The organism is Pelotomaculum propionicicum (assembly GCF_004369225.1).
In the GTDB taxonomy this organism is placed as follows: domain Bacteria; phylum Bacillota; class Desulfotomaculia; order Desulfotomaculales; family Pelotomaculaceae; genus Pelotomaculum_B; species Pelotomaculum_B propionicicum.
Window position 1 is genome coordinate 1 of record NZ_QFFZ01000013.1, and the last position, 12430, is coordinate 12430.

Here is a 12430-nt window from a genome sequence, read left to right on the forward strand (position 1 = left end):
GAAATCGCAAGTTGAATGTAGAACATTCTGTAACAAAAACTTTATTTATATCTTCTCACTTAACCATCACAAAGTTCTGCGACTTCCATCTTCTCAGGCAATCAAAAATTTTGCGCCACTTAGTATAATTAACAGACTTTACTCTTATTGATCAGGTATTGCTCTCACTGATCATGTAGTTGTATTTGGCGCAAAACTTCCGATTGCCTAGTCAGAACCGTCCCCGTAATGCCTCCGGGGGGTGCTGAAATTGGCTCTTGGCGTTTACGTTCATGTGCCTTTCTGTATTAGAAAGTGTCTTTACTGCAGCTTTACTTCATATCCCGTAAACAGGGAGTTGACTGAAACGTACCTGACAGCCCTGGCGCGGGAAATTAACATGTACGGCAGTGCCCTGTCACACACGGAGAGGGCCGTTTCCAGCGTGTTTGTCGGGGGCGGCACGCCATCCTGCCTGCCTGTTGCCGGGCTGAAGGCAATCTTTGATCAATTGGGATCATCATTTTTGTTCCTTCCCGGCTGCGAAATTACCGTGGAAGTGAACCCCGGCACAGTTGACGATGTTTACCTGAACGGGCTGCTTGAGGCGGGGGTTAACCGCCTCAGCATCGGGGTCCAGTCACTGCAGGACCATCTTTTGGACGAACTCGGGCGCATCCACAAAGCCGGGCAGGCGCTGGACGCGGTTAACCTGGCCAGAAAGGCCGGTTTCCGGAACCTGAATTTGGATTTTATTTTCGGCATACCAGGCCAGACCGGCGCGGCATGGGCGGCAACGCTCGGCGGCGCGCTGGCCCTGGCGCCCGAGCATGTTTCTGTCTACGGCCTGCAAATTGAGGAAAACACACCCCTGGCGCGGGCTGTGGCAAGCGGCCAAACAACTCCCTGCCCGGAAGAACTGGAGCTCGGCATGTACCTGGCGGCTATCGACAGCCTGACCCAAAACGGCTACGAGCATTATGAGATTTCCAATTTCGCCCGGCCTGGCCGGCAGTGCGCCCATAACCTGGTTTACTGGCAAAACCGGCCCTACCTTGGACTGGGCCCGGCCGCCCACTCTTTCTTCAGGGGCGAGCGTTTCGCTAATGAAACTTCTGTGGCAAGGTATTCTCAGAAGCTTTGCAGGGAAGAATACCCGGTAGAAACCAGGGAGAAAATAACACCTGAAACAGAAATGGCGGAAACCATGTTTCTGGGCTTGAGGCTGCTCCAGGGGGTCGACTTGAATATGTTTTACCACCGCTTCGGCAGGCGTGCGGAAGTTGTTTACCGCAGGGAAATTGCCGGGCTGGTCAAAGAAGGGCTGGTTGAATTCGCCGGTGAGCGACTGCGCCTTACGGCAAGGGGTTTGCCTCTGGCTAACAGGGTTTTTGGAGAATTTGTCTGAAACCTTTTTCCTATTCCCTTGACAAATAAATAGAGGTTTGCTATTTTTTATTTAAGTGCTTTTAGCACTCAATGCCATCGAGTGCTAACAACAGAAAGGGGGTTCCGGCAAATGGAAGAACGCAAGCAAAAAGTACTGCTGGCTATTGTTCAAGATTTCATAGCTACCGCCGAACCCGTTGGCTCAAGGACTATCGCTAAAAAATACGGGCTGGGTGTAAGCCCGGCCACCATTCGCAACGAAATGGCCGATCTGGAAGAGCTCGGTTATATTGAACAGCCGCACACATCCGCGGGAAGGGTCCCCTCGGTGCGCGGCTACCGCTATTATGTGGATTATTTAATGCAAAAGAGAGAGCTCTCCAGGGATGAAGAAGAACTCATCCGCCGTGAGTTTGAAATAAAGGTTAGAGATGTGGGCCAGGTGATTCAGAAAACCGGCCAGCTCCTCTCCCAGCTGACCTGTTACACCGCCATGGTGCTGACCCAGCAGATGGGGGGCAGCAGCTTCAAGCATGTCCAGCTCGTACCCATGAGCATTAACCAGACCATGGTTATTGTGGTCATGGACAACGGGGCGGTGCACCACAGGATGATTGAAACCCCTGAAAGCATCAGACCCAGCGACCTGGAAACCCTATCCAAGGTGCTCAACGCCAAGCTGCAGGGCCTTACCATGGAAAACATCAAGCTGACTTTATTAAAAGAAATATATTTCGAGCTGGGGAAACACAAGCAGGTCCTGGATTTGGCCATGGAAATGATCCAGGACAGCCTGGGGCTGAAAGACGAAGATAAGATTTACCTGGGCGGGGTGTTTAACATGATTAACCAGCCCGAGTTCCACAATGTGGAGAGAGTTAAAACCATGCTCAGTATTTTGGAGCAGGAAAAACTGCTTTGCGAGCTTTTAACCGGGCAAAGCTGGGATAAAGGGGTTACCGTGCGCATCGGCGGTGAGATCACAGACTACGATATCAAAGATTACAGCGTGGTCGCAGCCCCGTATTCCATCAGCGGGCGCAAGATTGGCTCGATCGGAGTGCTGGGCCCGACCAGGATGGATTACGCCAAAGTAATCAGCGTAGTTGATTTTATGACCAAGAATCTTTCCAAAACCCTGGAGCGAATGTTCCTGGGTAGGGGAAGATAGGGAGGTACCTAAATTTGAGTTTAAAGAAAGAAGCGGCTTCAGGTTCCGATGTTGACGAGCGGCTGGCGGCTTTAATCACCAATGCCAACGCTATCCGGGCTATTGCCAGCGCGGTTGAAGGCACTTTAGGGCCTAAAGGCCTGGACACCATGCTGGTTGACAAATTTGGTGAGGTTGTTATTACCAATGACGGAGTTACCATTCTGACTATGATGGAGGCCAACCATCCCGCTGCCCGGATGCTTATTAATATTGCCAGGGCACAGCAGGAGGAGGTCGGTGACGGTACGACCACAGCCACGGTTATGGCCGGCGCTTTGGTCGGCTCCGGTGTTGAGCAGGTGACCAGGGGCGTGCCGGTGGCGCGTGTTATCGAAGGCCTCAGAGTCGGCCTTAAAAAAGCGCTGGATTTTATGGGCGCGGAAGCCCGCCCGGTAACAAGCCTGCAGGACCCGGTGGTCCGCCAGGTGGCCCTGGTAGCGGGCCGCAGCCATGAGGACATCGCCGACCTGGTGGTCCAGGCGGCGATAATGATAGGACAGGAAAAACTGAAAGACCCCTCGTTTAAGTTCTCAGAGGCGATTGTCGCTGAAGAAGGTGCTGAAAACGAGGTGTTTATGGGCGTAATCATCAACAAAGACAGGATTAACCGCCAGATGCCCAGGGAACTGAGCCAGCTGAGTGTTCTGGTAATTGACGACGCCCTGGAGCCGGAAGAGATAGACGACGAGGCCCTCAGCACCGAATCCGGGTTCGCGCGTTACCTCCAACTCCAGGAGGAATTCAAGCAGAATGTGCAAAAGATAGCCGGTCTGGGCGTGGGCCTGGTCCTGGTTGACCGGGGTGTAAATGACGCCGCTGAGGAAATCCTTACCGACGCGGGTGTGATGGTTGTACAGAGGGTGGCCAACAAGGAGCTGCGCAAGGCGGCTGAGCATACAGGCGCCAGGATGATCAAGCGCACTGGGCTGAAAAAAGCTCCTGATGAGCTGAAAAAGTTCCTGGGGCAGGCTGATAAAGCCTATAACGATGAAAAACTGGAGCAGGTCTGGGTGCTGGGCGGCGGCGGCAAGCCGATGGCCACGGTACTGGTCGGCGCCGCCACAGCCGAGGTGGTTGGCGAGCGGGAGCGCATAGCCAAGGACGCGGCGGCCTCGGTGCAGTCGGCGATCAAGGGCGGCGTTGTGCCCGGCGGTGGTTCCCTGGAACTGGCTGTTGCCCGTGAGGTGGAAAAGGTTAGGGAAGGAATCCGCGGGATGGCGGCTTACGGCGTGGACTGTGTTGTTGAGGCGCTCAAGCGCCCCATGTCCCAGATTGTCGCCAACGCCGGGTTCAATCCTCTGGAGAAACTCGGGGATGTCATAGCCGCCCAGGCTGAAACAGGGAAAAACTCCCTGGCAGTCGACTGTGACAGCGGCCAGGTGGCGGATATGCTGGAAATGGGCATAGCCGACCCCGCTATTGTGAAAACCTACGCTCTCAGAGCCGCCGGTGAAGTGGCCGAGGCGATTTTGAGGATAGATACCATCATCAAAAAGCGTGAAGAAAAGGACACGCGTAAAGAGATGCCATCTTAAATGATAACTTTAGAATTTTATTGGTGAGGTGATACAGTGGGTAAGCAGGAAGAAGAAAACAACGCGGTATTGGAAGAAACCGCGGGGGATGTTGAGCCGGCAGTAGAAGAGCCGGCCGGCGCCGAGGCTTCCGACGGTGAGGTCTTGGCGGAGCCGGATGACCCGTTGCTGCTGCGGCAGGCGCTGGCTGAGCAGACCACGCGCGCCGAGGAGTATTTTGACAGGCTGGCCAGGCTGCAGGCCGACTATGAGAATTTCAGACGGCGGACACGCCAGGAGAAGGAAGATTTTTATAAGTATGCTTCAGAGAAACTGATCAGCGCGCTGCTGCCGGTGCTCGACAACTTTGAACGGGCGCTGACGGCGGACCAAGGCAGCTCGGTAGAAAGCTATAAGTCAGGAGTGCAGATGATTTTCAGACAGCTGCAGGAAGCGCTGGCGGCGGAAGGTCTGGCGCCCGTCCCGGCAGTGGGCGAGCAGTTTGACCCGCAAAAGCACGAGGCCGCGCTGCGGGACGAGTCGGGTGAACACCCCGACAATACGGTACTGGAAGAACTGAGACGGGGATACTACCTTAAGGATAAAGTAATCCGGCCGGCCATGGTCAAGGTAGCCAAGTCACTTTAATAAGGAAACAAAAAGACTGGAGGTAGAATAGAATGTCTAAAGTAATTGGAATAGACCTTGGAACCACCAACTCCTGTGTTGCCGTGATGGAAGGCGGCGAGGCGGTTGTTATTCCCAACGCGGAAGGGGCCAGGACCACCCCCTCGGTAGTAGGGTTCTCTAAAACAGGTGAGAGGCTTGTAGGTCAGGTCGCGAAGCGGCAAGCGGTCAGCAACCCCGACCGCACGGTAAGCTCTATTAAAAGATATATGGGCACTGACCACAAGGTTACCATAGATGACAAGAATTATACTCCCCAGGAGATTTCAGCCATGATCCTCCAGAAGCTAAAAGCTGACGCGGAGGCTTACCTGGGCGGCAAGGTCGACAAAGCTGTAATCACGGTACCGGCCTATTTCAGCGACTCCCAGCGCCAGGCCACCAAAGACGCGGGTAAAATTGCCGGCCTGGAAGTGCTGCGCATTATCAACGAACCTACCGCGGCGGCCCTCGCCTACGGGCTGGATAAGGGAGAGGAGCAGACCATCCTGGTTTATGACCTGGGCGGCGGCACCTTTGACGTCTCGATCCTGGAACTGGGGGACGGCGTTTTTGAGGTTAAGTCCACCAGCGGCAATAACCGTCTGGGCGGCGACGACTTTGACCAGAGGATTATGGATTACCTGGTCACAGAATTCAAGAAAGACTCGGGAATTGACCTGCGCAACGACAAAATGGCCATGCAGCGCCTGAAAGAAGCGGCGGAGAAAGCTAAAATCGAGCTCTCCGGGGTAGCCACAAGCAATATCAACCTGCCCTTTATTTCCGCTGACGCGAGCGGCCCCAAACACCTGGACATTACGCTGTCCAGGGCCAAGTTTGAAGAAATGACGGCTGACTTGATTGAAAAAACCATGGGACCGACCCGCCAAGCCCTGTCGGACTCCGGGCTGGACCCCAAAAATATTGATAAAATCCTGCTGGTCGGGGGCGCCACCCGTATGCCGGCGGTTCAGGAAGCTATCCGCAAGATGCTGGGCAAGGAAGCGCATAAAGGGATCAACCCTGACGAGTGTGTAGCCATCGGCGCGGCGATCCAGGCCGGAGTGCTGGCAGGTGAGGTCAAGGACGTCTTGCTGCTTGACGTGACCCCGCTGTCCCTGGGAATTGAGACTCTGGGCGGTGTGTTCACCAGGCTGATCGAGCGCAATACCACCATTCCCACTTCAAAAAGCCAGATTTTCTCAACTGCCGCCGACGGGCAGACCACTGTGGAGATCCACGTGCTGCAGGGTGAGCGTTCCATGGCTGGGGATAACAAGACCCTGGGCAGGTTTACTCTGACCGGCATCCCCCCCGCGCCGCGGGGAGTGCCGCAAATTGAGGTTAAATTTGATATCGACGTCAACGGCATCGTTAACGTCGCGGCCAAGGATATGGGAACGGGCAAGGAGCAGAGCATGACCATTACAGCTTCCACCAACCTTAATGACAAGGAAATCGAAAAGATGGTCAAGGAAGCGGAACAGTACGCCGCTGAAGACAGCAAGCGCAAGGAAGAGGTTGAAACGCGCAATCAGGCCGACAGCATGGTTTACCAGGCTGAAAAGACGATCAAGGACTTCAAGGACAAAGCCGACCCGGCTGCTGTCGAAAAACTGAAAAAAGCCCTTGATGAGCTGAAGGAAGCCTTGAAAGGCCAAAGCATAGATGAAATTAAGGCTAAGTCAGAAGCTATGACAGGCCCCCTGTACGAACTGAGCGCGGCCATGTACCAGCAGACCCAGCAGCAGGCCGGCGCGGGCGAAGCAGGCCCCGGCGGTCCCAATACCGCCCGGGAGCCTAAAGAAAACGTCGTCGACGCCGATTTTGAAGTAAAAGAAGACAAGTAAGAAGTGAGAATTGGGACGTGGGACGTAAGAAGGTAGCAAACCGGGGACGGTTTTCAAAGTTGCTAGCCTTTTTAGACGTGAGAAGTGGGAAGTGAGACGTGAGAAAAACTATGTCGTAAGCCATATGACGTACGGTGGTGTAGGTATGCATGTGATTTTATTGGGTTGCAGACCTGTTAGGAATGCAGAATATACCTACGGCCTACGGCTTACGACTAAAAGGCCTGCTGCGAATTTATGTTTGTGCCTGATCAGGAAGATAGTATATAATAGCGAATAGAGTGAAAAGATTACTGATGCCGCCTAACCGGCGCTCTTGGAGGTCCTTTTAAGGGGAATCATTATTCCCCTTTGCTTTGTTTTAGTTTTACAAGGTGGTGGGTAGATGTCAAAACGCGACTATTATGAAGTGCTGGGTGTTGCTAAAGGCGCTTCTATGGATGAGATAAAAAAGGCATACAGGAAGCTGGCCCGTCAGTATCACCCCGATGCCAACCCGGATAACCCGAATGCCGAGGCCCGGTTTAAAGAACTGAGTGAAGCCTATATGGTCCTGAGCGACCCGGAAAAAAGGTCAAACTATGATCGCTACGGCCACGCGGGGGTTGACGGGCAAGGTTTTGGCGGTTTCAATGGTTTTGGCGACTTTGGCGGCCTGGGGGATATTTTTGATATGTTTTTCGGGGGCGGCGGCCGTCGCCGCAGCGGCCCCGAAAAAGGCGCCGATATCAGGTCGGATCTGGAGATCACCTTAAAAGAAGCTGCTTTTGGCCTGGAGCGGGAAATTAAAGTTCCGCGCACTGAATCCTGCAGCACCTGCGGGGGCAGCGGGGCAGCCGCCGGCACCAGACCCAGCACTTGTTCCGCCTGCAACGGGACCGGCCAGGTACAGTTCGCCCAGAATACACCTTTTGGCCGGGTAGTACAGTCACACACCTGTGACCGCTGCCGCGGCACAGGCAAAATTATTGAAAAACCCTGTCCGACCTGCCGCGGCACGGGGCAGACCAGACGGACACGCAGTATCAGTGTCAAGGTTCCCGCGGGAGTTGACAACGGTTCCCGCCTGCGGGTAAGCGGAGAGGGTGAAGCCGGACTGAGAGGAGGCCCGCGCGGCGACCTCTATGTGTATATCCATGTCAAGCCGGACCGGGTTTTCAAGCGGGACGGCGATGATTTAATCTGTGAAATGCCGATTTCATTTGTCCAGGCGGCCCTGGGCGATGAATTGGAAATACCGACCCTGGAAGGGACAGCCAAACTGAAAATACCTGAGGGCACCCAATCCGGCACTGTGTTCAGGATGAGAGGAAAAGGCGTTCCCAATGTGAGCGGCTACAGCCGGGGAGACCAGCACGTGGTGGTCAGGGTAGTTACACCTACCAAATTGAGCGATAAGCAAAAAACCCTGCTCAAAGAGTTTTCCAACCTGGGCGGCGAACATACGAAAAATATAAATCCTGGCGCCGATAAGAGCTTTTTTGAAAAAATGAAGGACGCCTTCATGGGCTAAGAACTTGGAAGTGGGATTTGAGAAGTGGGACGTGGGCCCTGAAAGAAGGCGTAAGCACGGGAGAATGTCGTAGGCCGTAAGCTTTAGGCCGTAAGTCGTAGGTCGTAGGGCGTAGGTTTGAATGTAATTCTCCTGGGTCTTATTAGGAATGCAGGATATGCCTACGGCCTACGACCTATAGCCTACGACTTATCCATCGTTTGAATCAGAGGAGACATTTTTGGTGAAATGGCTTGAGATCAGTGTGCGGACTCCTGTCGAGGGAGTGGAGCGGGTTTCAGAAATACTACTGGAGATAGGAACTGGCGGGGTTGCAATTGAAGATCCCGCCGTTATTCTTGAATATGCCGCGCGGACCCAGCCTGAGGAATGGGGTGTTCCTGAACCGGCGGCGGATGGTCTGCCCCTGGTCAAAGGCTACCTGCCGTTGGAAGAAGGGCTGGTCCGCAGGGTTGCGGAATTGGTCGAGTCACTGGACCTCCTGGCCTTAAGCCCGGCGCCTGAAGTGAGCACCCGCGAGGTCATGGATGAAGACTGGTCTAACTCCTGGAAAGCGTACTACAAGCCCGTCCAAGTAGGCAGGCGCCTGGTAGTAAAGCCTTCCTGGGAGGAATATCACGCGCGCGGGTGGGAACTGGTCATAGAAATTGATCCCGGCATGGCCTTTGGCTGCGGCACGCACGCCACAACATCTCTTTGCCTGGGCCTGCTTGAAAAATACATCAGGCCGGGCATGACCGTTTATGATATTGGTACCGGGTCAGGTATCCTGGCGGTGGCGGCGGCTTTGCTCGGGGCAGGACAGGTGACCGCGGTTGATATTGACCCCGTGGCCTGCCGTACTGCTGGTGAAAACATAGAGAGAAACGGAGTTGCAGACCGGGTCGGGGTAGTGCAGGGCGACCTGATGAACCTGTTAGGCGCGGGGGCTGATTTGATTGTGGCCAACATTATCGCCAGTGTCATTACCGGCCTGGCCCCGCAGGCGGCGGGAGCGCTGGCGCCCGGCGGGATATTTGTAGCCTCCGGCATTATTCGTGAGAGGGCGGAGGAGGTCGTCGCCGCGTTCACCGGCGCCGGCCTGACGGTTGAGGAACAACTGGCTGAAGGCCCCTGGGTGGCGCTGGCAGGTAAAAAACAGGAGCTGTGAGATCACTTTCGATATATTAGTATTATGGAAGGATGGTGCAGATGCCTTACGTTAACATTAAAATAACCAGGGAAGGGGCCACCGCTGAACAAAAAGCCGAGCTGATCCGGGGGGTTACCAGCCTGCTGGCGGATGTGCTGGGTAAAAACCCGCAGACCACTGTTGTTGTGATTGAGGAAGTTGAAACTGACAACTGGGGCATAGGCGGGGAAACCGTTACTGCCCGCAGGCGCGCTGAAAGATGAACGCGCTTAAAGCCAACATCCCCCGCGTTTTTGTTGCCCCAGAACAAATTAAGGACGGCCTGGTCAGCATAACAGGAACTGAAACGGGGCATTTATCCAGAGTCCTCCGGCTCGGGGCGGGGGACGTGATTAATATACTGGACGGCAGGGGCAAGTCTTACGAGGCGGCGATCGAGATTCTCCGCAAGGGTGAAATTGTCTGCCGCATAACAGCGGAACTGCCCGCGCCGGCTGCTCCCCCGCTCAGGGTCACCCTGGCGCAGGGCTTGCCCAAGGGCGACAAAATGGATTTTATCATTCAAAAAGGTACCGAACTGGGCGTCAGCCGGGTGATCCCGCTTATGTGCCGGCGGACGGTGGTCAGGCTGGAAGGCGGCAGCGGCGATAAAAAGCGGGAGCGCTGGCAGCGGATAGCCTGTGAGGCGGCCAGCCAGTGCGGCCGCCCGGATATCCCGGTGGTGGACGGGCCTATGGACTGGGGCCGGGCTCTGGCCGGCCTGCCGGAACATACCCCGGCGCTGATTCCCTGGGAAGAAGAGCACAACCTGTCATTAAAAGATTTCCTGCGAGAACATAATATTAGTAAAGAGATATATGTTTTCATTGGCCCCGAAGGGGGTTTTGACAGGGAAGAAGTTGAACTGGCCATGGAGCACGGCATCCGCCCGGTTACTCTGGGCCCGCGCATTCTACGCACAGAGACGGCCGGCCTGGCGGTTTTAACAATGATCCTCTACCAGTGGGGGGATCTCGGAGGGGAGTAGCATTGGCTGAGAAGAGGGTGGCTGTTTATACCCTGGGCTGCAAGGTTAACCAGTACGAATCCGCCCTGCTGGCGGGTCTTTTCAGCGAGCGGGGCTATCAAGTGGTTGATTTTGAAGATACCGCCGATGTTTATGTCATTAATACCTGCACCGTCACCCACCTGGGGGACCGCAAGTCGAGGCAGCTGATCCGCCGCGCTGTAAGAGCCAATCCCGCGGCTGTGGTCGCGGTGACAGGCTGTTACGCCCAGACTTCTCCCGGCGAGCTGACAGAAATAGAAGGCGTCGATCTGGTCGTGGGCACCAGGGACAGGGCCAGGTTGGTAGAGCTCGTGGAGAATACCGCCAAAGGCCGGAGCCCGGTCAATGCGGTAAGTGACTACAAGGCCGGCGACGAATTTGAGGAGATCGCCGCCATGCCCATGCAGGAAAGGGTGCGGGCGTACCTGAAAGTTCAGGATGGCTGCGACAACTTTTGCACATATTGTATCGTGCCTTATGCCAGAGGCCCGCTGCGCAGCAGGCAGCCGGATAAAATTATCGCGGCGGCCGGGAAACTGGTAGAGGCGGGTTTTAAGGAAATTGTCATTACCGGTATTCAAACCGGGGCATATGGGAAAGATCTGGATAATAAAATTACCCTGGCCGGACTGATGCGGAGGCTGTCCGGTATACCCGGGCTGCTCCGGCTGCGGCTCAGCTCGGTCGAGCCGCACGATATTACCCTGGAATTAGTGGAAACTTTATCTGCATCACCGGTATTCTGCCGGCACCTGCACGTCCCGCTGCAGAGCGGGGACGACCAGATCCTGGTCAGGATGGGGCGGCGCTACACTACCTTTGAATACCTGCGGCTGGTGGATGTTCTGCGGGAGAACATGCCCGGACTTGGCCTTACCACCGATGTGATGGTGGGCTTTCCCGGCGAGACCGGCGAGAATTTCCTCAACACGTGCAGGATGGTCCAAAAAGTATCCTTCAGCGGGCTGCACGTTTTTAAATTCTCGCCCCGCCGGGGCACCCCCGCCGCCGCGTTTGAAGGGCGGGTTGACGCCAAAACAATGGATGCGCGCAGCCGCAGGCTGATCCAGCTTGGCAGGAAGCTGTCGGCGCGGTTCGCCTCCTCACACCTGGGCCTGGAGCTTGACGTCCTGGCCGAACAAACTTATAAGGGCGGCAGCAACCTGTATGAGGGGCTGACCGGCGACTATACCAGGGTCGTTTTCCCCGGCGACGATGCTTTGAAAGGGCGGCTTGTCCGGGTCAAGGCTGAAAAACTAAGGGGAGTCCTGCTGGAGGGCAGAATTATTGCACGGTGAATTGCAGGATTTACCGCTCTTTTGTTGAATTAATTTAGTTTAGGAAAAATAGTTAGTTTTGCGGGAGGGGGTGGGAAAGTGGAAGATTGCTTATTCTGTAAAATTGTTAAAAAGGAAATACCGGCCCAGATTGTCAGCGAAGATGAAAACATTCTGGTTTTTAAGGATGTCAACCCGCAGGCGCCTGTCCACCTCCTGTTGATTCCTAAAAAGCATATTCCTTCACTGCTGGAACTGCAGGAAGATGACCGTGATCTGGCCGGTAATATACAGCTGACCGCGACACGCCTGGCCAAAGAAATGGGCCTTGCCGAATCCGGCTTCCGGTTGGTCTGCAACTGCGGCCGCGATTCCGGGCAGCTTGTCTACCATATCCATTATCATTTCCTGGCCGGCAGGGCAATGAAGTGGCCTCCGGGCTAAGATCAATAAAAAAGGAATAAACTGGTTTCACCCAGGCTGCCGGTAAAAAACCTAGTAAAGAGTGCTGTTGACTCAATGCTTCGAACTGTTGTATAATTATAAAGTATTTGTTCACATCCTGCTTTTGTCTATTGATAGATAAAGTATCGTTTTATGGTTATGCGGAGGGAGGGAAAGTATAGTGGCGGAAGTAAAAGTTGGCAAAAATGAAACACTCGACAGTGCCCTCCGGCGTTTTAAGCGTACATGTCAAAAAGCTGGTGTACTGGCTGAGGCCAGAAAACATGAGCACTACGAAAAACCCAGCGTGCGCAGGAAGAAAAAATCAGAAGCGGCCCGGAAAAGGAGATTTCATTAAAAGCAAAACAAATGCTTGGCATTAACAGCCAAGCATTTTTTATC

Annotated in this window: 12 protein-coding genes; all 12 read left to right on the forward strand. The window is 54.6% G+C overall.

Annotated elements, in window-relative coordinates; genetic code table 11:
• The first annotated feature begins 250 nt into the window (after nt 1–250).
• The 12 genes from hemW (at nt 251) to rpsU (ending at nt 12386) form a co-directional block, all read left to right on the forward strand.
• Complete coding sequence (gene hemW / locus Pmgp_RS07680; RefSeq protein WP_134213416.1) at nt 251–1387, forward strand: radical SAM family heme chaperone HemW; 1137 nt, start codon at nt 251–253, stop codon at nt 1385–1387.
• A gap of 111 nt (nt 1388–1498) precedes the next feature.
• Complete coding sequence (hrcA, locus tag Pmgp_RS07685; protein WP_134213417.1) at nt 1499–2539, forward strand: heat-inducible transcriptional repressor HrcA; 1041 nt, start codon at nt 1499–1501, stop codon at nt 2537–2539.
• 14 nt (nt 2540–2553) lie between these two features.
• Nucleotides 2554–4116 carry a TCP-1/cpn60 chaperonin family protein gene (locus tag Pmgp_RS07690; RefSeq protein WP_134213418.1) on the forward strand — a complete coding sequence of 521 codons (1563 nt, stop codon included), beginning with the start codon at nt 2554–2556 and terminating at the stop codon, nt 4114–4116.
• A 36-nt stretch (nt 4117–4152) separates the two neighbouring features.
• Nucleotides 4153–4743 (forward strand): nucleotide exchange factor GrpE, encoded by a 591-nt coding sequence (gene grpE / locus Pmgp_RS07695; RefSeq protein WP_134213419.1) that lies wholly within the window; start codon nt 4153–4155, stop codon nt 4741–4743.
• 32 nt (nt 4744–4775) lie between these two features.
• Complete coding sequence (dnaK, locus tag Pmgp_RS07700; protein WP_134213420.1) at nt 4776–6614, forward strand: molecular chaperone DnaK; 1839 nt, start codon at nt 4776–4778, stop codon at nt 6612–6614.
• A gap of 385 nt (nt 6615–6999) precedes the next feature.
• A complete protein-coding gene (gene dnaJ / locus Pmgp_RS07705; RefSeq protein ID WP_134213421.1) occupies nt 7000–8127 on the forward strand; it encodes a molecular chaperone DnaJ in 1128 nt (375 codons plus the stop codon).
• Nucleotides 8128–8350: 223 nt separating this feature from the next.
• Nucleotides 8351–9277, forward strand: coding sequence for a 50S ribosomal protein L11 methyltransferase (gene prmA, locus Pmgp_RS07710; protein WP_134213422.1), 927 nt, complete (start codon nt 8351–8353; stop codon nt 9275–9277).
• A 41-nt stretch (nt 9278–9318) separates the two neighbouring features.
• Nucleotides 9319–9522 (forward strand): 2-hydroxymuconate tautomerase family protein, encoded by a 204-nt coding sequence (locus Pmgp_RS07715; protein WP_134213423.1) that lies wholly within the window; start codon nt 9319–9321, stop codon nt 9520–9522.
• Nucleotides 9519–10286 carry a 16S rRNA (uracil(1498)-N(3))-methyltransferase gene (locus Pmgp_RS07720; protein WP_134213424.1) on the forward strand — a complete coding sequence of 256 codons (768 nt, stop codon included), beginning with the start codon at nt 9519–9521 and terminating at the stop codon, nt 10284–10286. Before Pmgp_RS07715 ends, Pmgp_RS07720 begins: the two co-directional genes overlap by 4 nt.
• Nucleotides 10287–10288: 2 nt before the next feature.
• Nucleotides 10289–11605 (forward strand): tRNA (N(6)-L-threonylcarbamoyladenosine(37)-C(2))-methylthiotransferase MtaB, encoded by a 1317-nt coding sequence (gene mtaB / locus Pmgp_RS07725; RefSeq protein ID WP_134213425.1) that lies wholly within the window; start codon nt 10289–10291, stop codon nt 11603–11605.
• A 78-nt stretch (nt 11606–11683) separates the two neighbouring features.
• Complete coding sequence (locus Pmgp_RS07730; RefSeq protein WP_134213426.1) at nt 11684–12028, forward strand: histidine triad nucleotide-binding protein; 345 nt, start codon at nt 11684–11686, stop codon at nt 12026–12028.
• Between the two features lie 181 nt (nt 12029–12209).
• A complete protein-coding gene (gene rpsU, locus Pmgp_RS07735) occupies nt 12210–12386 on the forward strand; it encodes a 30S ribosomal protein S21 (protein WP_134213427.1) in 177 nt (58 codons plus the stop codon).
• Nucleotides 12387–12430 lie beyond the last annotated feature (44 nt).

Bases quoted from the DNA above. Each gene is read 5' to 3' on its own strand.
- Pmgp_RS07720 (WP_134213424.1), top strand. From the start codon at position 9,519: ATGAACGCGCTTAAAGCCAACATCCCCCGCGTTTTTGTTGCCCCAGAA.
- hrcA (WP_134213417.1), top strand. From the start codon at position 1,499: ATGGAAGAACGCAAGCAAAAAGTACTGCTGGCTATTGTTCAAGATTTC.
- dnaK (WP_134213420.1), top strand. From the start codon at position 4,776: ATGTCTAAAGTAATTGGAATAGACCTTGGAACCACCAACTCCTGTGTT.
- Pmgp_RS07715 (WP_134213423.1), top strand. From the start codon at position 9,319: ATGCCTTACGTTAACATTAAAATAACCAGGGAAGGGGCCACCGCTGAA.
- dnaJ (WP_134213421.1), top strand. From the start codon at position 7,000: ATGTCAAAACGCGACTATTATGAAGTGCTGGGTGTTGCTAAAGGCGCT.